The sequence below is a fragment of the Maribacter stanieri genome, assembly GCF_900112245.1.
In the GTDB taxonomy this organism is placed as follows: domain Bacteria; phylum Bacteroidota; class Bacteroidia; order Flavobacteriales; family Flavobacteriaceae; genus Maribacter; species Maribacter stanieri.
In genome coordinates this window covers 178,360-198,520 of the sequence record NZ_FOYX01000001.1, presented here as the reverse complement: position 1 = coordinate 198,520, position 20,161 = coordinate 178,360, and the positions used below count along the sequence as shown (strand labels likewise).

The window sequence follows — 20,161 nt, the reverse complement described above, 5'->3', positions numbered from 1 at the left end:
TCGTTTCATTTAATTAGCATATTCCTTAAGGATATTTAAAACTATTTTTGATTCTGTGTTTTTTGAAATACGCTTATAAATTATAATAAAATGCGAAAGATTATTTTTACCGTACTAGGTATTTTACTAATTGTAGTATCCTTTTTTTTAGCGGGGTATATTGTTGATAGTAAAAAAACATTCAAGCCCAAATCTGAGAAAATTGTGAAAACAGTTTTTACAGAAGTAGTTGAAAATGGTACAGTGCCAATTGTAGTATCTGCAAATGGTAATTTAACAGCTAAGCAACGTGTAGAATTATATGCTGAGGTTCAAGGTGTATTTAAGAAAGGCAGTAAGTTGTTTAAAGAAGGACAAGCCTTTCGTCAAGGAGAAACAATTATAAGTATAGATGCAGATGAATATGCTGCAAGCGTACAATCTGCAAAAAGTAATCTCTTTAATCAGTTAACGGCAGTTATGCCAGATCTAAGATTAGATTATCCGGATATCTATTCCAAATGGCAAGACTATCTTTCTAACTTCGATATGTCTAAAAGCACTCCGGCACTTCCTGAGCTAACTACGGAGAAAGAAAAATTCTTTATATCAGGTAGAGGTATTTTAACTAGTTATTACAATGTTAAGAATTTAGAGCAAAGACTTTCTAAGTATCGTATATCTGCACCATTTTCGGGTGTTCTTACCGAGACTTTAGTAACAGAAGGTACTTTGGTTAGGTCTGGTCAAAAACTAGGCGAGTTTATCAATACTGAAGTATATGAGTTAGAGGTTGCCATTAGCAAACGTTATACAGATTTGTTGAAAGTAGGCGAATCGGTAGAGCTAACCAATTTAGATGATAACAGCACATATAAAGGTAAGGTTACTAGAATCAATGGTAGTATTGATCAAGCGACCCAAACCGTAAATGCATACATAGAGGTAGAAGATAAAAATCTAAGGGAAGGCATGTACTTAGAGGCAGATCTTGATGCTAAAAAAGAGGAGAATGCTATTGAGGTCGATAGAGGACTATTATTGGAAGGCAACAAGATTTTTATTGTAAGAGATTCTATACTTGATGTCATTGACGTAGAGCCCGTTTATTTTTCAGATAAACGTGTAGTTCTTAAAAACGTTCCCAATGGTGTTACTATAGTGTCAAAACCAATAAGCGGAGCTTATACGGGTATGGCAGTGAAAATTTATGCTGAACAACCAGAAAATACAAAAGGATAATGCGTAAACTGATAGAATATTTTATTCGGTATCATGTTGCCGTTAATGTTGTAGTAATTTCTTTTGCACTTTTCGGTATCGTTGGTGCAAAGGCATTAAAGTCATCTTACTTTCCCTTAACGGATTCTAAGAACATTGCTATTACTATAACCTACCCAGGTGCTTCACCACAAGAGGTGGAAGAAGGTATCGTTCTTAAGATAGAAGATAACTTAAAAGGTTTAGAAGGTGTTGATCGTGTAACCTCTACGTCCAGAGAGAATAGTGGTACAATTAACGTAGAAATCGAGAAAGGCGAGAATATCGATTTTATGTTGTTGGAAGTGAAGAATGCGGTAGATAGAGTACCAACCTTTCCAACGGGTATGGAGCCTTTGATAGTTTCAAAGTTAGAAACTGTTCGCCAAACCATATCATTTGCCATAAGTGGTGAAAATATTCCGTTGGCAACATTAAAAAGTGTAGGTAGGGAAATTGAGAATGACCTACGTGCAATGGACGGTATATCTCAAATAGAGATTTCTGGTTTTCCAGATGAGGAAATTGAAATTGCAGTGAATGAGAATGATCTTTTGGCATACGGTCTTTCGTTTTCAGAAGTAGCAAGTGCAGTTGGCAATGCCAATATACTTGTAACCGGTGGTAATATTAAAACTGATGCCGAAGAGTATTTAATTCGTGCCAATAACCGTTCGTATTATGGTAGTGAACTAAATAATCTTGTTGTTAGGGCAGATCAATCTGGTAACGTAATACGTTTAAAAGACGTGGCCGTGGTAAGGGATCGTTTTGCCGAAACACCAAATGCAAGTTATTTTAACGGTAATTTATCTGTTAGTGTCTCTATTACAAGTACTAATAATGAAGATCTTATTTTAGCGGCGGATCAGGTTAATGAATATGTTGACGAATTTAATGAGAAGTACAATAACATTAAGTTAGATGTTGTTTCTGATCAGTCTACGACACTTAATCAAAGAACACAGTTATTAACGGAGAACGCCATAATGGGTATGGTGTTGGTATTGATTTTCTTGTCACTGTTCTTGAACACAAGATTAGCATTCTGGGTGGCCTTTGGTTTACCGGTAGCGTTCTTAGGAATGTTCGTTTTTGCTGGTTTCTTTGATGTAACCATCAATGTATTGTCATTGTTTGGTATGATCATCGTAATCGGAATTTTGGTAGATGATGGTATTGTAATTGCTGAGAATATCTACCAGCACTATGAAAAAGGAAAATCACCTGTGCAAGCAGCTGTCGATGGTACTATGGAGGTATTGCCTCCAATTATTTCTGCTATTATAACTACGATACTGGCCTTCTCAATTTTCTTGTTTTTGGACAGTAGAATTGGAGAGTTCTTTGGTGAAGTATCTGTTATCGTAATCTTGACTCTGGTAGTGTCATTAGTGGAAGCCTTAGTTATTTTACCTGCTCACTTGGCGCATTCAAAAGCATTACAGCCAATAGATAATAAACCAAAAAGCGGATTCGCAAATGCATTTGCTAAACTTAGGGTTATCAACGAATTTGGAGATAAGCTAATGGTTTGGATGCGTGATAAATTGTATACACCGGTATTACGCTTTTCTATGAAGTACAAAATATTTGTATTTTCTGTAATTGCGGCATGTTTTATATTGACTTTAGGGTCTGTAGGTGGTGGTATTATTAGAACTGCGTTTTTTCCAAGAATTGCCAGTGACCGTGTAGGTATAGAATTAGAGATGCCAAATGGTACCAATGAAAAAATTACAGATTCTATTATTTCATTAATAGAAGAGAAAGCCAAGATTGTCAACCAAGAATTAACAGAAAGGTATATTGTAGGGTCAGACAAAGAAGTATTTGAAAATGTTATTAAAAGATTAGGTCCAGGATCTTCTTCAGCGGTATTGACAATTAACCTATTACCAGGTGAAGAAAGACCAAATGAGATTTCTGCCGATATGGTAACCAAAAGGTTAGAAGAGCTTGTTGGTCCGGTATTGGGTGTTGAAAGTTTAATATATGGTTCTGGTGGTAACTTTGGTGGGTTACCAGTTTCTGTATCGTTATTAGGTAACAATATAGAACAGCTTAAAGCTGCTAAGACTGAGTTGAAAAGTATATTGACTAAGAACCCAAGGTTAAAGGATATTGCCGATAATGACCCAGCGGGTATTAAAGAGATCCGATTAACATTAAAGGAGAATGCTTATTTGTTAGGTTTGGATTTACAGACGCTAATGAATCAAGTTCGTGCGGGCTTCTTTGGGGTACAGGCACAACGTTTTCAGCGATCACAAGATGAAATTAGAGTTTGGGTACGTTACGATAGGGAAGAGCGTTCTTCGATATCTAATTTAGACGATATGCGTATTGTAACCCCTACTGGTGAACGTGTTCCATTGAGTGAGATAGCAGATTATACTATTGTTCGTGGCGATGTAGCTATTAACCGTTTGGAAGGTAGAAGAGAAATTCAGGTTTCTGCCGATATGAAAGATGTAAAGGATAGTCCAACAGAAATAATGACCGAAATTCAGAATGTACACATGCCAGAGATACAATCTAAGTATCCAACGGTAAGTGCGTCTTATGAAGGTCAAAATAGAGAATTAGAGAAATTAACCGGTTCTTTGAAATTGGTAGGTTTCACTGTAATACTTTTAATCTACATCACAATCGCATTTACGTTTAGAAGTTTCAGTCAGCCATTAATGTTATTGCTTTTAGTGCCATTTAGTTTTACAGCAGTAGCTTGGGGACATTGGATCCATGACTTCCCAATAAACGTACTTTCTATATTGGGTATCATTGCTTTAATAGGTATTATGGTGAATGATGGTCTGGTGCTCATTGGTAAGTTTAATTCAAACTTACGTGAGGGTATGACATTTGATAATGCCATTTTTGAAGCTGGTAAGTCTAGGTTCAGGGCAATTTTCCTTACATCTGTTACAACTATTGCAGGTTTGGCGCCACTAATGTTAGAAACAAGTAGACAAGCACAATTCTTAAAACCAATGGCAATTTCTATAGCCTACGGTATTGGTATTGCAACGGTACTTACATTATTAATGTTACCATTGTTTTTGTCTTTCAGTAATAATCTAAAAGCACAGAATAGATCATTTGCTTCTGGTCATAAGATTACGAAAGAAGAAGTGGAAAGAGCAATTAAAGAAAGAAAAGAAGCCGCCCATTTAGAAGGTCATTCGCAACATGCAATTGAAGGCGGTAGTCATCAAGACCAAATAGAAGGTTCACAATCACATAAGAATATAGATAAGTTGTAATGAGTAGATTTAAATTCATCATATTATTAGTATTTCTCCCTGTTTGTGTAGTTTTTGCACAAGAGAAAACCCTGTCTAAAGAAGAAGCCGTTATTAAGGCTTTGGAGAATAATTACGGTATTGAAATTGCCAAAAACCAGGTGGACATTGCGGATAATAATGCAAGCCTTTTAAACTCTGGATATTTGCCTACGTTGACAGGTACTGCTGGTGCAACGTACAATACTAATGATACTACTACTGAGTTTCCGGGTCAATTTAATGAAGATGGTAGCGATAGGGGTAATATTGAAGTAAATGATGCGGAAAGCCAAAGGTATAACGCAGCTTTAAATCTTAATTATACTTTATTTGATGGTCTTGGAAGATTTTATAATTACAAGAGATTAAAAGAGCAGTATCAATTAAGTACGTTACAAGCTCGTGAGACTATTGAAAATACCATGATCCAAATGTTCAGTGTGTATTTTGAAATTGCTCGTTTAACCGAGAATAGAAATGTACAAAAGCAGGCATTGGAAATTTCAACGGATAGAATTAAGAGATCAGAGTATTCTTTTGAGTATGGGCAGAACACTAAGTTAGATATATTGAATGCTCAGGTTGATCAAACCAATGACAGCATCAATTTATTAAATACGGAACAACAACTGGCGAATGCTAAACGCGATTTAAATGTGGTATTGAACCAAGATTTAAATACGCAGTATCAGGTAGATACCACCATTGTTTTCTTACCTAAATTTCAGATAGTAGAATTCATGGATCAGGCAATGACGAATAACGTTGCCATGCTTCAAACGGAATCTAATTTGAGCATTAATGATTATGATATTAAGGTTAGCAAGTCTGGGTATCTACCAACATTAGACTTAACGGGTTCTTATGGTTGGAACAGAAACCAAAATGCACCATCGGCTTTCTTAACAGGGGCTGTATTCCCAGGTACCAATTCAATTGCCAATAGTATCTCTTTAGGCGCAAGTCTTACTTGGAATCTTTTTGATGGTGGTAGTACAACGGTAAGTGTAAAAAATGCAAAAATCACCTATGCCAATCAAGAGTTATTGCGCAAGCAGGTAGAATTAGAAGTTAATAGAGATATGCAGAATGCGATGGCATTGTATGAAAATCTTTTAAAAATATATCAAATTCAAGAACAGAATGTATTTACAAACCAAAACAATTTTGAACGTTCTCGCGAGCAGTTTCAATTGGGAAGTATAACATCTATTGAGTTTAGACAGGCACAGATAAATTTATTGAATGCCCAGACCAATAAGAATTTGGCAAAGTACGATGCAAAATTGGCAGAGCTTCAATTACTGCAACTTACGGGTCAGTTATTAAATATAGAACTGTAGGTAGTATAGTAACTTTAAGATAAGTCTTGTAGCATTTAATCTCGGTTATCGAGTAAACAAATTAGGTAAGAACATGTATAGCGATAAAACAAATAGCGAGCTCATAGAGATTTTGGATCAACATTCATTACTCACTTTTGAAGCGCAATTAAGTTTGCGAGATGAGCTAGAGGAACGTGCTGTTGTTGTAGACCTAAGCGGTTTAGAATCTACCATTGCCAATAAACTTGAACAGATACATAATTTAGAGTACTTAAAGGATTTTGGTTTTCAGGCTAACAAAAGTGTAGATGGTTTAACCGTTACAAGAACCAAAAAAGCAATGTTGACAGATATACTTGCGGTAGTTGTAGGTCTATTTGTATTCTTGTTAGGTGTTTATGGTTGCGTAAATCTGGTACTCACTTTTTTAAATGGTGATGAGTTAGACGTATTTACTTTAGCTTATAAATTTGCAATGGCAGCTTTGGTATTTATTGGGTTTAGCTTTTTCAGCGGATTAAAAAGATTGTTTGATTTCTCCGGATTCGAATTAAGTAAGCACAGCGGATTGATTACGCTTAAAAAACGTTTCGATGTAAAGTTAGAAGAAATAAAAATCAATGCAGCAGATATTCATTTAGACCAAGGCGAAGAAGTTCTTTCTTTAAAATTGGGGCATGATACTATATTTACCTCCAATGCAGGAAATGTAATCCAAACCCTTACGTTGCAAGAGTTGGCAAAAGCATTGAAAACATAAATAGCGATGTTCGAACATTATTTTCAATGTCCGTATTGCTGGGAAGAAGTTTCAATGCTTCTAGACCCCTCTGTGTCACAACAAACATATGTAGAAGATTGCGAGGTATGCTGTAACCCTATAGAAGTTACTCCTCAGTTTCAAGATAATGAACTTATAGGTTTTAATGTTCAGAGTATAGAGCAGTAATTATTCTGGTATGGCGATTTTGCCTCCAAAAGTATCATCTTTATCAACTGATTTTGGGTTACCGTAAACAGTAATAGAACCTCCCGCTTTCACTTTTGCAATAACGGCTTCACTGGCATATACTTCCGCATTTCCACCAGATAGTACAATTACGGTACTGCTTTTTGTCTTTAAACCTTTGTTTAGAAGTTTGCCACCTGTATTTATAGTCACATATTGGCTTCCGCTTGTTCCTGAAAGTTTTATCTCACTACCACTAGTACTCTTAGCTATAATGTCATTATATGCAATGTTTAAGGTTATGGTACTGGCATCTTGCGCATCAATGGCTAGTTCGGTACCAATTACTAGTCCTGTTGAGATAATTCTAGAATTTTTATTGGCATCAATAACGGCTAGGGCTTCTGTATAATGGAGCTTAATATTTAGAATACTGTTAAGTAAGGACTCTCCTGAGCACATTTTTAAACGTAGCCGACCATCATTTTCGGTAATGCTGATGTCTTTTTTATTCTCCGCGGCTATTTCAATTTTGTTCTCTTCGCCTTTTACTAGTGTAACACTTATTCTGTCGTACACCCGTAATTCGGTGAATTCTTCTAATGGTATGGTTACATTGTTTTGTGCAATACTCGTTAGGCTAGCACAGATGATAAGAGTAAAAAGTAGAAATGATTTCATGAAACGTTGGCTGTTTAATACAACAAAGTTAAGGTACAAAACGGGGAATACCACAAAAGGGTAGTGGTTGCTTTTAAAAGGGGTGGCTGCAATACTATTATCTAACTAAAGTTCATGAGCAATACATTGCCAGTTCAAGTGATTTTGGGGGTGGAGAAACGGATTCACAAAAATGTCTCTAAAACAGAGTTGGAACATGCGCACTTAAAACTCCTTTTAAAAAGTTAAATAATGGTGTAGTTGTAATTAAGGTTTGCAGTTTTGTTATCTTATACAAGTGTTTGCCTATTGTTGAATATATGAAGAAGAAATATCTCTTAGTTGCCTTATTTGTTATTGTTGGGATTGTTGGTTTTGCCGGTTCGGAATATTTTCCAGAGACCGAAAATGAGATTGTTCCAGAGGCGTTAGATTCCGTTGCTACCCGTAGAGATTTACGCAGAAGCTTTTTTGATAAACGAGAAATTTTAGTGGTCTACGGTGCCAAAAATTCGGCATTACAGCAACAGTATAAAAACATTTTAGAAGAGCTTTCTTTAAAAGAAGTTACAAAATCATGGCGAAGTGCCAAGGTAAGTTTTGCCAATGTAAATGAGGTTACTGAAGAATCGTTGAGTTCATCTATTGTGTATTTAGTAGGCGCGGTAGATGAAAATCCGCTTATAAAAAAATACTTGGTTGGCACGCCTTTTCAAATCTCAAGTTCAGAAATACAAATAGGCGCCAAACAGGTGCCAAATAATAACGCTATTCTTGGGGTATGTTTTTACCCGAGTCCTGCAGATCAAAAAGTTCCTTTCAGTTTTTTAACGGGTACCAGTGCTACTGAAGTCTATGATTTATTTGCCGAAAAAGTATCGGAGATGGGGCAGTCGTTTTACCGTCAGAATTTAGAATATGAGGTGTATGTAAATAAAGAACGCTTGGTTATGGGCGACTTCAATGCAAATTGGGGTATAGAAGGGTCAACATTTTTCAATTTTGCAACAGGTACCAAAGTATTGTTAGATACAGATGAGTTTCAATTTATAGACCATCAGAAAGCAATTAAACCTTCGGCTGTAGCAGAAAAAGAGGCAGAAGTAAAAGCATCAAAAGCAAAGATCGTTGCTTTTGTAAATGGTAAAGATGTGCCTAAAATCACCTATAATTTTTATACCTGTACAGAAGAGAAAGGTTTAATGACGGGCAATACTGATCATTCTACTTTTGACACAATTACCAATTCCGTTCACACGATTGTCAATGAAATTTATGCCAATAATCATATAGGTAGAGATAATGCCTTGTTGCTTCACATCCTGATAGGAGAAAGTAATAAAACAATTTTTACGCTAGGGCTGCCTATTTATTTTACAGATACCTGGCAAATGAAAGGGTATAAATATTGGTCTGCAAGATTGGCAGAATCTGAGAATACGTATACGGTAGCGGAGCTTTTAAATAATTCTTTTCTGGAGATGGAATCTTCCCTTATTAGAGATTGCATGGCGGGTGCGTTTACAGATTTTCTAATTAGCACTTGGGGCAAGGAAAGGTATTTAAAGCACTATAAAAATGTTTCGCTTTCAAGCAGTGAAGTGGCGAAATTAGAAACCAAATGGCAAAGATATTTGGCAAATTTACCAAAGGCACATCCCAAGGAAAAGAAAGAATCTAAAAAAATACCCTATCTAAAAGGGTTCAATTTTGCCCACGAAGGCTACAGTATTTACAATGGCTACGGTTCTAAAAAGGCTACGGAATCTTTATTGAAACAAAAGAATATGGGTAGTAATGCCATGGCAATTGTGCCGTATACGGGCATTAATGATATAAATACACCTACACCGCTTCATTTTAGTGATAATGCAGGTAGTGAAAATGATGATGCCGTGGTACATGCGGTGACCATGGCAAGCAACATGGGAATGTATACTTTGCTAAAGCCTCAAATATATGTGGGTGGTAGCTGGCCGGGAGGTATAAATATGCCAACCGATGAGCAGTGGGACAAATTCCATGATTACTATTACCGGTGGATTCGCCATTACGCGTTCTTAGCGGAAATACATGATATGGATGCATTGTGCCTTGGTGTAGAGTTTACCAAAGCAACCTTATCGCAGCCCGATGCTTGGCGTGCAATGATCAAGAAAACCAGAGCGCTATATTCTGGGCAATTAACGTATGCTGCCAATTGGGGTGAAGAATTTGAAAAGATCGAATTTTGGGACGATTTAGATTTTATAGGTCTTAATTCTTACTATCCGCTGAGTAAAAAGGACAATCCTACAGATGAGGAAATGAGTTTACAGTTTGATACTGTTAAGACGAAAATTAGAAAAGTCTACGACCGTTTTAAAAAACCTATTGTGTTTACCGAAATCGGATTTAGAAGTGTAGATACTCCGTGGAAGAATCCGCATGCAGAGGCAGATGATACCATAAATGAAGAGGCACAGCAAAGAGGGTATGAGATTATTTTTAAGGGCATAGAAAATGAGCCTTGGTGTCAAGGCATTCTATGGTGGAAATTCCCCAGTTATATTGAATATCGTGGCGAGGATAACAATGCCTTTACACCCAACAATAAACTGGCAGAAGAAACCGTACGAGATTGGTTTACGAAGTAAGCGCTATTATTTTCTTTTTGGGAACGCTAAACTATCTGCTGGGTACGTTTCTTTTAAGTAGCTCATTTGCGAGTTTGCCCAATCTATAATTTTCTGGCGTTGCGCATCGGTGAGGTCCGCCTCTTGGTGAAGTCCAAAATAGGTATATGAAGCCAATGGCATTTCCTTTTCTTCCACCATTTCTATAGTTTCCTCTAACTTATGGTTTTGTACAAATAAGGGCTTATTGGTAAAATCAGAAAAGTTCAAATGTTTCTTGCCGTCAGTTACATGCTCATCTAAAAACCACGCTATAGGCTGCAGGTTTGAATACCAAGGGTATGTAGTGGTATTGCTATGGCAGTCATAACAAGAAACTTGCAAAATGTTCTCTACATCATTAGGTATGCTGTATTTGGTTTCTATAGCAAATGTATTATCACCAGAAATATTTTTATCCGGTCGTATAAATTGAATGACAATTAGAATAATAACGATGGCGATTCCTGCTTTTTTCCACATGATACTATTGATTTAAAGTTGCAACTGTTACTATTAAAATTAAACAATTTTACAACTACATACACTTCATTTTCAATCTATTAAAATTTCATAATAGTCTAAAGCTGTTTTAGATGGCAATATAGACGGTTGGGTTACTTATCCTATCGGGCAGCGGTAATCCTCAATATCTTTGGGGTATAGAAAAACAATTCTAAAATTTAAAAACATACATAATGAAAAACATTAAAATTTTATCTGCAGTAGTTATATTGGCCGTCACCTTTATTTCCTTTAAAGGAGTTCAAAAACATAAAGCAGCCGAAAAGGCAGAAATCACTGCAATTTTCGATGATTGTATAATTGACCTTAATGCGCAACTGGAAGCATCGCTAAAAATGGACGATTTAAAAGTTGATGATATTAAATTGGTAGAAATCAACGAGGAAGTAAATTTAGGTTTTGATGCTTTTGAATATTTACCAATAGGATTTAATGCCTATGCAGGTACAGATTTAACCGAACAAGACTTTGATATTTTTGAAAACGAAGAAATAGTAGACCTAGGTTTTGATACTACAGCATATTTACCATCTGAGTTTAATGCCTATGCGCTTTAAGAAGTTAGTGTAGTTTAGATTAAGGTTGGTCTTCGCTTTTGTGAAGATCAGCTTTTTGTGGTTACGGATTTAATAGGTTTATTAGGTACATTTATAGCGTACCGTTAGAAAAGGATTTACATGGCAATAATGAAAGTAAAACAGGGCGAGGTTGTAAAAACGGCACTATTAATTGGTATTCTAGTTTCACTACCTAAAACCATCTATTTGTATAATGGTATCATGGAGGGGAACTTAGATTTCTCCATGTCTTGGGTGGCAGATTTTCTGTACCGTTACCTGTTCTTTTTTTGTTTCTCGTGGTCCGTTATTCAGTTAAATGCCAACATAGATTATGATGGTCTTAAATGGCCGCCTTTTGTAAAGTGGATTCTCATATTGATCATTAATATTATACTACTATTGGCAGTAGTAAAAGTGATTAAGCTGTTCTATCCACTAATAAATGGTCGGGTATTAGATTCTCATGAAGAAGGCTGGGTCAATTTTACATTTATCAATCTATCGATCGTTTTGTTTTTTATCGCGCGATTGTTGCGGGTAAGTACAGATAAGCAAGAGAGTAGAATAGAGAACGAGCAGTTAAAGCAGCAGAACTTGGAGAATGAGCTTGCTGCACTTAAAAATCAGGTAGATCCACACTTTTTATTCAATTCATTAAATTCGTTGTCATCGTTAATTCGGGAGAATGAAAAGGCGACCCAGTTCGTAAATAAACTCTCGTACATGTATCGTTATATTTTACAGAGTGGGGAAACTAATTTGGTGACGGTAAAAGACGAATTAAAATTTTTACGTAGCTATATTTTTTTAATGGAAACCCGTTATAGGGACCGCATACAAATAGAAGTGGATGTGGCAGATGATTTCTTGGATCGTATGGTGCCACCGTTGGCATTGCAATCACTGGTAGAAAATTCGGTGAAGCATAATGAGATTTCCTCTACCAACCCGTTAACGGTAAAAGTATATTCTAACGGAGAATCGTTATTTGTAGAAAACCCAATTCGTAGCCGTAGCACATTGGCAGAAGGCATGGGAACCGGACTCTATAATCTAAAAAAGCGGTATTCGCTTTTGTTGAAAAATGAAGTAATTGTAACCAACGATAATGAAACCTTTAAAGTAGAACTCCCTTTAAACCAACCGGCATGAAAGTAATTATTGTAGAAGATGAACTTGCCGCCAGTGATAACCTGTCGTATCTATTGACTAAAATAGACCCAGACATAGAGGTAATTCAAATTCTAGATACGGTAAAAGCTACCGTTGATTTTTTTTCCAAGCCGCATGATGGGGTTTTGGTATTTATGGATATTCATTTGGCTGACGGAATCTCCTTTGAGATTTTTGATCAAGTAAATATTAATATTCCGATCATATTCACCACCGCTTATGATCAATATGCGTTAAAAGCGTTTAAGGTAAATAGCATCGATTATTTATTGAAGCCAATAGATAAAGAAGAATTGTCTGATGCGCTAGATCGGTTTAATGCCCTAAATCAACAAAAGGGAATAGATGAGGTGCAAATACAAAGTCTGCTGCATCTAATACAGACCAAACCGGCTAATTTTAAGCAAACGTTCTTGGTAGGTGTCGGTGACCATTTATTACCCGTTAAAACAGCAGATATTGCCTATTTCTTTATAGATACGGGTGTTGTAAAAGCCGTAACGGTACAAGATCGGTCGTATGTGTTGGATATAAAATTAGAAGATGTAGAAGAAGCTCTAGATCCTTCAGTTTTTTACAGGGCAAACAGGCAGTTTATTGTTAGGCGCGAAGCCATTACTGCCATAAAATTCCATTTTAATAGTAAATTGTTGGTTGATGTACATCCAGTATGTAGTGAGCGTATTGTGGTAAGCAAGGCAAAAGCATCGGACTTTAAAAGTTGGGTAGGCTCTTAATCAACCGTTACTAGAAAAGAAATTCTCACTACTGATTTTCAATTTTATCGATCATCTCTTTAAATAGACCTAGCAAAAATTTCAGTTTGCCAATATCACCTGCTGCAGTAAATTTTTGATCCGCTATTTTAACCCCATACCAATCTTGTTTACTGGTTTCATTAAGGATCCAATCTAGCTCCATAGTGGCAATAGAAGTATTGGAAATGTCAATTTCAACTTCCCATCCAGGATTATCAATGGTGGTTATTTGTATAACTTCTCCATGTTCCCAATCGCCATCACAATTCTCCTTAAACCAATCTTGTATCCAATCTAAAATATCCATGTGCTATGCTTTCGTGAACTTGAGTCGTAATTGTGTAATGTGCTAATATAGGTCTTCAGGAGTGTTATAAATGATTTCCAGCTGAAATTTGCTTGCGTACATGGAAATTCTAATTTCCAACAACTAAACACTAATCATCTATCTCCGCATCCGGTAATTCTAATATGGTACTTGTAGATAACGCATTACCCGCAATCCCTTTAATAGAACCGAATAGTACGTTGATATTTTCTTGAACGCCCCAAATTTGTTTCTCACGAACCGCAAAATTTTTGAATGCCGCTTTCTTCTCGTAATTCAGTTGCTTGATCATAGAATCGTAGTTCTCTATAATTCTATTAATGTTCTGTACAAACTCGTTACTGGTAAGGTAAGAATATAGCAGCTCCATCTTATCACCTTTATTCTCATCCGAAGATTTAATAGATTGGGTTTTAAGCAGCAACTCACGTAATACCAGCGATACACTTTTTACCTCGTTGAATCCGCAGATCCACACACCATTTTTCTCTCCAAAGCGATCCATATCTGGCGGAAAAGTTTCCGTGACGATCACTGCAATATCTGCCTTACAGTTAATTTGATCCTGCTTTAACTTATTGATCCAGTCGTTACTAAAATTCTTGGTACGCTTACTCTCATAAACTATAGAACCACAGGTCTGCTGTAATGAGTTGATAACCGTTTGCACGCAATCTGCACCACGTATACCTTTACCTACCTCATCTATATCATCAAAAGGGTAGGTGGCACGTAACAGCTCCTCTAAAGCCAGTTCTTGCACCTCGCCCTGCATTTGCATAGAACCTTGCTCTGCCTTGCGCTTCATTTCATCAATAAGCTTCTTTTGGTCGTCTAGTTGCTTTTGGTATTCCTTTTCCTTAAGCGCCATAGATTCGCGTTCTTTGGCCTTGGCTTTCTCTTCAATTTCGGTCTGCTTTTCCAGCAATTCTTTTTGCACGTTCAGCTTTAGGTCCTCCGCTTTTTCTTTAAGCTCGTTCTCCCTTTTTAGTAAATCTATTTCTTGCGAACGTAATGCCCTGTTTTCCTCTTTCTTTTTCTCGTTCTCTTCTTGTAGCGCTTTTAACTTTTGCTCAAAAGATTCGTTGGTCTGCTGTTGTATTTTTTCAGATTCTTTGGCAAGACGTTGTGCTAGTTTTTCTTTAAAAAGCTCGTTTTCTTTCTCTTTTTTCTTTTCGAATTCCTCAACTTCTAGCGCCAATTTATTACGCTCCTTATTAAAGATTTCTGCCTGTTCTGCTACTTTACGCTCGTACTCTGCCTTAAAATGTGCTTGCATTTTACCGGATAATGCCTCTTCAACATCAAACTCATGTGCGCAATTGGGACACTTAATTTTATCTACCATCATTTATAACATACCAAATTCAACTATAAAAATACAGAACCCTTACCAAGCCTACAATATTTGATCGCACTCTTATGAAATGAAAATGTATTAATGTGCTAGTATTTTGATTTACTGACAATTGTCATATGATGCCTTGCAACTTCATTATATTTTTGTTGCTCTAAAATAACCGACCTATGATTTCACAGATGATACCCCTTGTTAATTGGAGCTATGGCGTAATTCTTATTGCCAGTTTTGGAGTAGTATGTTTAGGGCTTGTACTAGTTGTTCTAAATTTAATGAAGAACGATAAGAAAAAGCAGGAGTAAGTTTCTTATTGATACAACACATACCTTGGTGGCACCAACCCGTTTAATCGCATAGATACCAGCATTTGTGCTCTGTGGTGCGTAATATGGTCAGCCAATAGCATATAAATTTGGCGCTTACTTCTGGTAGATCCAAAATAGTCTAGTTCAATATCTAATTGTGCGGGTTCAACATCTTGTAAAAGCGCAATGGCTTCGGTAAACGTTTGGTCTATACGTGCCATCATTTCAGCCTTGGTTTTGTTCGCAGGTTTAAAAATGGTGTCCGTTTGGTACACGCGTGCTTCTCTGTCGCCAATGAGCGACTGGCTGTGCCAATCTAGCGCATAACCAATATGCATTAAGTTCTCTGAAAAACTCAAGGACTCATCTGTTGCCTTAAACCCATACTTTTCTTCGGGCATCATATCGGCTACCAGTAACAAGTATTTGCGGGAGTTTTCTAATCGCTCTATGGAGTCGTCAATGAATTTGTCTTGTTGGGCGAAAAGACAAGTTGTTGTAAATAAGAGGAAGGTGATAAGTGTGATTGTTTTTTTCATGATGATTGATGATGAGGTGATTAGCAATTAAATTTAATCATAATAAGCCCAAATTTTCGTTGTCATATACTTTTATAACCTGAGTTTACCAGAAAATGGATTCCACTTTGTTTTCCACCAGAGGAAAGTTTACCAACCTTCAGGCAATGGATCTAGTAACTGCACAATAGGCGATGGCAATGGATCTCCCGGAAGCTTTTGTAGAATAGTGGCAAATTCACGTTCCTGAAATCCGAGGGCTGCATTCCAATATAACTCGTTGGCTCTTCCGGTACGGATTGGTCGAATTTGACTGCCAGGCCATTCTTCTTCACCGAGAATAAAGGGCGTAATGTAATCTATAGCAAGCCGTATACTTCTGCCTTCGGTGCTGCGATAGGCAAATAGGTCAACATCAAGATGACGACCAAGCCGGGCAACACCTACTAGCGCACGTGCACCGTAAATACTATAGCTTAATGCATTTGTACGAATAAGTTCCTGCGGTTGGCGACCATCTATAAAGACCTGACCAAAAATACGTGCGGGCATGAGCTCAAGATAGGCGCGTGCAATCTCGGGTTTTTCACCATAGAGCGAAAAGAGAATGAGATGCTGATTATACCAAGCGCCATGGTTGTTGGGTTGCATAGCTTCTTCAATACCTTCCGGACTTTCCACCATCCAAGTAGCTAATTCACCAAACCAGTTACGTAGGTCGGTTTTGTCTTTAGCTGTCCAGCCAGAAAAGTCCTCTAGCAGAATAGCACAATCCACAACCCAATCCATACGATTAGATTCTAAAATACCACCACTACTGTTATAGTCGTGGCCACGACGCTTTTGACCATAGCGGAAATTAGGGTTCATCTTAGTTTCAGGATCCAGATACCAAGCACGAATTTGTTCTACGGCACGTTCGGCATACTTTTCTTCGCCGGTGAAATACCAAGCAGGAACAAGAGATGTTACCGCCTTGTTCATTGCCTCTAGCCTAGAGACATCAGAAGTGCGGCGATCAGGGTTTGTAACCCCGTCACGCCAAATGTATGGTCCATCAGGATTTTCAGCATCTGGCCACCAATAAGGACTATAGCTAAAGTAATCGTGGGCGTCGCCACTCGGTGGCAAAGCACCTTCTGCTACTACGTTGACAATGGGTTGCTCAAGTGCAGCATCTGCTTCTGCAACGATTTTTTTTAAAGCAGCAACCAAATCAGTATTACCCGCTGCAAGCTCTCTTTTTATTCGAGGGAGTTGATCGCCTTGACCAAGTAACAAGGCTGGTGTGGTATTAGTTTCAATGTCTTGGGCGAAAGTGAATGTTGTACATAGAATGCATACCAATGAAAAAGAAAGATAATGCAACAGTTGCTTTTGCAGAGTATTCATGATGTAATTTTTTATGGCAAGTTTGAACTGAAAATTGAGGTCAACAATCTAATTACATTTTCATTTAAACTTGATGTTTATAGCGTATGCTAAAGATGCTGTTAATGCATAGAAATGACTATTTTCAATAAGATACTTTTGAAAATAGTGATAATTGCTATCATATTGCTAGAAAATGGGATGAAAATGTTGAGTGGGTCTGTTTCGGTGAACAGGTTTTGCGGTGAGGTTTAGGTTTTGTTGTTATGTTCTTTTTTAAAATTACATAACGGTTTTTGGTATGTTTTGTTGAGTGTTTAAGCATTAAATTTAGTAAATAATTACTGACCTATAAAATCCGTGAGGATTTTCGTAAGTAGGCTAGAACCAAACAATAAAATATACCAGTTGTTGGCAGTAGTTTATCTTTCATTTTTTGCAAATCCTTTTAAAAACTCGAAAAATTCATTTGGTTCAATTTCTTTTTTTAAGATTCCATCAAAATAAGGTTTTGATTCTCTTGAAAATTTTCTAGAGTTATATGGAGAGCCTTTGGCAGCAATAATAAAATTATAATCAGATAAATATCGTCCTCTTAATTTAGCTTTCATAGCATTCCGTACTTTTCCTCTGATTACAGTTGCACCATCATCATATTCTTCTCGTCTAATAGGAATACTCCATCCTAACCAATTTTTTATCACTCCATACTCCTCCCAGCTATATCCAATATTTTTAATATGTCTGTCAATATCTTCTTTTGTGTAATTATAAAGTCCAGTTGATTTTTCTCCTTCAACTTCTACATAAACAAAATCTTTATAATATGACTCTCCGTGATAAGCAGCAATTCGTTTAATTTTTAGTTGTTTAATATCCATCAATACTCTTTTTCTTCCAATCTTTCTGAATTTATCAATGTACATCGCACTTCCACCTCGCCACCACCAAACAGGGTCAGATTCAAATTCAGCTGAACCTTTGAATCGTAAAGGTTCTTTAAGTAATAATTCTAATCGCTCAACTGCTTTTGTAGGATTGTTAAACCAAGTTATATCCCTAGTTCCTGGAAATGCTGATGACATTCTGTAAGAAAAAAAAGTAGTGGAATGGTCAAAAGCATTCGGAAGTTCAGCTATTTCAGTTTTATCAACTTTGGATTTTGGATTCTTAATTTTAAAAATTATTTGTTTTATGAATTTTAAAAAAGGTTTTAAAACTAGAATCAAATATGTTAACAGAAGAATAATAAAAAATAATAAACTTAACGAAATTGACTTGTTTAAAAATTCCCATATATTTTCAAGTGTTTTTAAGAATGGAACTTTATCGAAAACAGCTTTAAAAAGTGCTATTAATGATGAGACGAAGAAAGTTATTATTGTAATAATAACAAATGCAATTACTTTACTCCAAACTGGGTCTTTCCAGTTCTCTTGAATAGTCAATATTATCTTTTTCATAGTTTTTATTTACCTATTACTGCCAACGGTCTCGTATAACCGTCAGTTACGGGTTTATATGCGTTAATTTTCGGTTTAGCACAGACGTTAGCAATTCCGAGTGGATTCGGACGTAGTCGAATCCGCCGTAATTGCGGTTATACATTGTTGCCACCAGTTTTTATTTCAATTCTCCTAGGTGTTATAGTGGTCAAAATATTTTCCATTTTCCTTATATTTTTGTTAGATAGTTCGACAGGTGAAAACATAACAATAAAAAATATGAAATCCTCAAATTCCACAAATCCAGTATATTCAGGAATTGGATGTTTCTTGTATTTGACCTTTCTTAAAACAACTTTAGAGTCTTTTCTTTTTATTGTATTTAAATACTCGATTTCAACCTCATAATTACCTTGTTCAAATTCGTCTTTTTGAATTTTTAATAAGTCATCAACGGTGTCATCATTTTCTTTTCTGTTCCAAAAGTTTACATACATCCATTCGTCCATTTCAACATCAAACTCAGCACCTCTTTGATAAAGCGTAGCTAACCAATTGGGACAACTTCTAGCATCTATAATCCAACCGAATGGTGCGAATAGGTCAACAGCATTATTTCCGGCAAAGGGCAGAGCATATTCTGTTTGAAATTCCTTTAACTGGGCAAAATTCAAAATGTCAAGTTCTATGTCAGTCGGGTCATAATAAGCTCGATTTAAAGCAGTCTGTGAATATCCAACATTCGTAATCAAAAGTCCTTTATGTGCTTCTATGTCATTTAACATAGAGATGTAGTTTTCAACGGTCTTTACATCTATTTTTTTATTAAAAAACTTTGCATCTATTGCAATTCTCAATCTATTTCCTGCAACATATTGTTCAATTAGAATATCAATTTGTCTGCTTCTTTTGGAATATCTGCCAACAATTTTCGCATCGAGAGTTATTTCGGCATCTGGATATTCATTTCTGAAAATTTCAAATATTTCCTTTTCGTATTTTTTCCAGTTCATTTTTCAAATTGGTGGCAACGTATCGGTATATGTACAATTACGCATACTCCTCAATATTGAGGTATATATGTAATAATTATTAATATAATTTCCGTTAAAGTGGTAGGGGGGTATACTTAGCTTGGTACTGCAATATAAAGAAGTTTACGGTATATTTTCTTACGGGTTTCCGTAAAACTGTCAGAAAAATAAAGGGGGTGTAAAGAGAATATAACGAGCTGCGTTTGCAATTGAAGTTAGTGCACAGAAGCACCCACCCCTTAATCCCCTCCCAAGAGGGGAGATGTGCGTTTTTGGTTGTTATTTAAATGCACGATAAGTAAAACTTATCGTGCATATTTAATTATTTTCCTTTTGAGCTGCCTTTCGATGTAGAAGAAGAACCATTAGAACTTCCACTAGATTTACTTGGTGCGTTACTTCTTCCACCTCCAGATTTATTTCCAGTTGTACTTGGTGCATTTTTCATTCCGCTAGATTTAGCCATAATTGTCTGTTTTTAGATTTAATAATTGTTTAATTCTTTCAGTAAAATGTTTATTTCAAATTATACTTTACTCGATATCACAAGTTATAAAGTACTTTGCATAACTTCTTACGGGTTTCCGTAAAACTGTCAGAAAAATTAGAGGGGGGTAAAGAGAATATAATGAGCTGCGTTTGCAGTTGAAATTAGTGCACCGCAGCACCC

19 protein-coding genes are annotated in these 20,161 nt (G+C 36.3%); 10 read left to right on the top strand and 9 right to left on the bottom strand.

Annotation, left to right across the window (positions count from 1 at the left end):
- Positions 1-90: 90 nt before the first annotated feature.
- From BM296_RS00865 to BM296_RS00845, 5 genes are all read left to right on the top strand, one after another.
- Complete coding sequence (locus tag BM296_RS00865) at positions 91-1,221, top strand: efflux RND transporter periplasmic adaptor subunit (RefSeq protein WP_027066052.1); 1,131 nt, start codon at positions 91-93, stop codon at positions 1,219-1,221.
- On the top strand, positions 1,221-4,505 hold the full coding sequence (locus BM296_RS00860; protein WP_091900709.1) for an efflux RND transporter permease subunit: 3,285 nt from the start codon (positions 1,221-1,223) through the stop codon (positions 4,503-4,505). Before BM296_RS00865 ends, BM296_RS00860 begins: the two co-directional genes overlap by 1 nt.
- Positions 4,505-5,869, top strand: a complete 1,365-nt coding sequence (locus BM296_RS00855; RefSeq protein ID WP_027066053.1) for a TolC family protein — start codon at positions 4,505-4,507, stop codon at positions 5,867-5,869. Before BM296_RS00860 ends, BM296_RS00855 begins: the two co-directional genes overlap by 1 nt.
- A gap of 73 nt (positions 5,870-5,942) precedes the next feature.
- Positions 5,943-6,611 carry a hypothetical protein gene (locus tag BM296_RS00850; protein ID WP_027066054.1) on the top strand — a complete coding sequence of 223 codons (669 nt, stop codon included), beginning with the start codon at positions 5,943-5,945 and terminating at the stop codon, positions 6,609-6,611.
- Between the two features lie 6 nt (positions 6,612-6,617).
- A complete protein-coding gene (locus BM296_RS00845) occupies positions 6,618-6,800 on the top strand; it encodes a CPXCG motif-containing cysteine-rich protein (RefSeq protein WP_027066055.1) in 183 nt (60 codons plus the stop codon).
- Here BM296_RS00845 and BM296_RS00840 read toward each other — a convergent pair whose 3' ends face one another.
- A complete protein-coding gene (locus BM296_RS00840) occupies positions 6,801-7,481 on the bottom strand; it encodes a head GIN domain-containing protein (RefSeq protein ID WP_091900707.1) in 681 nt (226 codons plus the stop codon).
- Positions 7,482-7,780: 299 nt separating this feature from the next.
- Between BM296_RS00840 and BM296_RS00835 the strand changes: the two genes are divergently transcribed.
- The gene (locus tag BM296_RS00835) at positions 7,781-10,096 is read left to right on the top strand and encodes a glycoside hydrolase family 113 (RefSeq protein ID WP_091900705.1); all 2,316 of its coding nucleotides are present in this window, start codon (positions 7,781-7,783) and stop codon (positions 10,094-10,096) included.
- A 6-nt stretch (positions 10,097-10,102) separates the two neighbouring features.
- On the opposite strand, the gene BM296_RS00830 is transcribed toward BM296_RS00835, so the two are convergent.
- The gene (locus BM296_RS00830) at positions 10,103-10,597 is read right to left on the bottom strand and encodes a heme-binding domain-containing protein (RefSeq protein ID WP_091900703.1); all 495 of its coding nucleotides are present in this window, start codon (positions 10,595-10,597) and stop codon (positions 10,103-10,105) included.
- 215 nt (positions 10,598-10,812) lie between these two features.
- On the opposite strand from BM296_RS00830, the gene BM296_RS00825 reads away from it, so the two are divergent.
- From BM296_RS00825 to BM296_RS00815, 3 genes are all read left to right on the top strand, one after another.
- Entirely contained in the window at positions 10,813-11,196 is a 384-nt protein-coding gene (locus BM296_RS00825; protein ID WP_027066059.1) for a hypothetical protein, read from the top strand.
- A 129-nt stretch (positions 11,197-11,325) separates the two neighbouring features.
- Positions 11,326-12,351 (top strand): sensor histidine kinase, encoded by a 1,026-nt coding sequence (locus BM296_RS00820; protein ID WP_177214903.1) that lies wholly within the window; start codon positions 11,326-11,328, stop codon positions 12,349-12,351.
- Positions 12,348-13,109, top strand: coding sequence for a LytR/AlgR family response regulator transcription factor (locus tag BM296_RS00815; RefSeq protein WP_091900699.1), 762 nt, complete (start codon positions 12,348-12,350; stop codon positions 13,107-13,109). The genes BM296_RS00820 and BM296_RS00815 overlap by 4 nt, the downstream gene beginning before the upstream one ends.
- Positions 13,110-13,137: 28 nt before the next feature.
- Here BM296_RS00815 and BM296_RS00810 read toward each other — a convergent pair whose 3' ends face one another.
- Together BM296_RS00810 and BM296_RS00805 are read right to left on the bottom strand one after the other, a co-directional pair.
- Entirely contained in the window at positions 13,138-13,437 is a 300-nt protein-coding gene (locus tag BM296_RS00810) for an immunity 53 family protein (RefSeq protein ID WP_091900697.1), read from the bottom strand.
- A gap of 130 nt (positions 13,438-13,567) precedes the next feature.
- On the bottom strand, positions 13,568-14,809 hold the full coding sequence (locus BM296_RS00805; protein ID WP_081819414.1) for a DUF2130 domain-containing protein: 1,242 nt from the start codon (positions 14,807-14,809) through the stop codon (positions 13,568-13,570).
- Between the two features lie 176 nt (positions 14,810-14,985).
- Here BM296_RS00805 and BM296_RS19675 point away from each other — a divergent pair, with 176 nt between their 5' ends.
- Positions 14,986-15,120 carry a hypothetical protein gene (locus BM296_RS19675; protein WP_262493284.1) on the top strand — a complete coding sequence of 45 codons (135 nt, stop codon included), beginning with the start codon at positions 14,986-14,988 and terminating at the stop codon, positions 15,118-15,120.
- A gap of 5 nt (positions 15,121-15,125) precedes the next feature.
- Here the strand turns inward: BM296_RS19675 and BM296_RS00800 are convergent, their stop codons facing one another.
- The 5 genes from BM296_RS00800 to BM296_RS19355 form a co-directional block, all read right to left on the bottom strand.
- A complete protein-coding gene (locus BM296_RS00800; protein ID WP_091900695.1) occupies positions 15,126-15,662 on the bottom strand; it encodes a DinB family protein in 537 nt (178 codons plus the stop codon).
- A 129-nt stretch (positions 15,663-15,791) separates the two neighbouring features.
- Positions 15,792-17,033 carry an alginate lyase family protein gene (locus BM296_RS00795; RefSeq protein ID WP_091900693.1) on the bottom strand — a complete coding sequence of 414 codons (1,242 nt, stop codon included), beginning with the start codon at positions 17,031-17,033 and terminating at the stop codon, positions 15,792-15,794.
- Between the two features lie 401 nt (positions 17,034-17,434).
- Entirely contained in the window at positions 17,435-18,475 is a 1,041-nt protein-coding gene (locus BM296_RS00790; RefSeq protein WP_091900691.1) for a hypothetical protein, read from the bottom strand.
- Positions 18,476-18,612: 137 nt separating this feature from the next.
- On the bottom strand, positions 18,613-19,470 hold the full coding sequence (locus tag BM296_RS00785; protein ID WP_091900689.1) for a restriction endonuclease: 858 nt from the start codon (positions 19,468-19,470) through the stop codon (positions 18,613-18,615).
- A 343-nt stretch (positions 19,471-19,813) separates the two neighbouring features.
- Positions 19,814-19,957, bottom strand: a complete 144-nt coding sequence (locus BM296_RS19355; protein WP_177214902.1) for a hypothetical protein — start codon at positions 19,955-19,957, stop codon at positions 19,814-19,816.
- Positions 19,958-20,161: the final 204 nt, after the last annotated feature.

What these genes read in the sequence shown, in the direction of transcription:
- BM296_RS00865 (WP_027066052.1), top strand. Translation starts at nt 91, where the DNA reads ATGCGAAAGATTATTTTTACCGTACTAGGTATTTTACTAATTGTAGTA.
- BM296_RS00860 (WP_091900709.1), top strand. Translation starts at nt 1,221, where the DNA reads ATGCGTAAACTGATAGAATATTTTATTCGGTATCATGTTGCCGTTAAT.
- BM296_RS00855 (WP_027066053.1), top strand. Translation starts at nt 4,505, where the DNA reads ATGAGTAGATTTAAATTCATCATATTATTAGTATTTCTCCCTGTTTGT.
- BM296_RS00850 (WP_027066054.1), top strand. Translation starts at nt 5,943, where the DNA reads ATGTATAGCGATAAAACAAATAGCGAGCTCATAGAGATTTTGGATCAA.
- BM296_RS00845 (WP_027066055.1), top strand. Translation starts at nt 6,618, where the DNA reads ATGTTCGAACATTATTTTCAATGTCCGTATTGCTGGGAAGAAGTTTCA.
- BM296_RS00840 (WP_091900707.1), bottom strand. Translation starts at nt 7,481, where the DNA reads ATGAAATCATTTCTACTTTTTACTCTTATCATCTGTGCTAGCCTAACG.
- BM296_RS00835 (WP_091900705.1), top strand. Translation starts at nt 7,781, where the DNA reads ATGAAGAAGAAATATCTCTTAGTTGCCTTATTTGTTATTGTTGGGATT.
- BM296_RS00830 (WP_091900703.1), bottom strand. Translation starts at nt 10,597, where the DNA reads ATGTGGAAAAAAGCAGGAATCGCCATCGTTATTATTCTAATTGTCATT.
- BM296_RS00825 (WP_027066059.1), top strand. Translation starts at nt 10,813, where the DNA reads ATGAAAAACATTAAAATTTTATCTGCAGTAGTTATATTGGCCGTCACC.
- BM296_RS00820 (WP_177214903.1), top strand. Translation starts at nt 11,326, where the DNA reads ATGAAAGTAAAACAGGGCGAGGTTGTAAAAACGGCACTATTAATTGGT.
- BM296_RS00815 (WP_091900699.1), top strand. Translation starts at nt 12,348, where the DNA reads ATGAAAGTAATTATTGTAGAAGATGAACTTGCCGCCAGTGATAACCTG.
- BM296_RS00810 (WP_091900697.1), bottom strand. Translation starts at nt 13,437, where the DNA reads ATGGATATTTTAGATTGGATACAAGATTGGTTTAAGGAGAATTGTGAT.
- BM296_RS00805 (WP_081819414.1), bottom strand. Translation starts at nt 14,809, where the DNA reads ATGATGGTAGATAAAATTAAGTGTCCCAATTGCGCACATGAGTTTGAT.
- BM296_RS19675 (WP_262493284.1), top strand. Translation starts at nt 14,986, where the DNA reads ATGATTTCACAGATGATACCCCTTGTTAATTGGAGCTATGGCGTAATT.
- BM296_RS00800 (WP_091900695.1), bottom strand. Translation starts at nt 15,662, where the DNA reads ATGAAAAAAACAATCACACTTATCACCTTCCTCTTATTTACAACAACT.
- BM296_RS00795 (WP_091900693.1), bottom strand. Translation starts at nt 17,033, where the DNA reads ATGAATACTCTGCAAAAGCAACTGTTGCATTATCTTTCTTTTTCATTG.
- BM296_RS00790 (WP_091900691.1), bottom strand. Translation starts at nt 18,475, where the DNA reads ATGAAAAAGATAATATTGACTATTCAAGAGAACTGGAAAGACCCAGTT.
- BM296_RS00785 (WP_091900689.1), bottom strand. Translation starts at nt 19,470, where the DNA reads ATGAACTGGAAAAAATACGAAAAGGAAATATTTGAAATTTTCAGAAAT.
- BM296_RS19355 (WP_177214902.1), bottom strand. Translation starts at nt 19,957, where the DNA reads ATGGCTAAATCTAGCGGAATGAAAAATGCACCAAGTACAACTGGAAAT.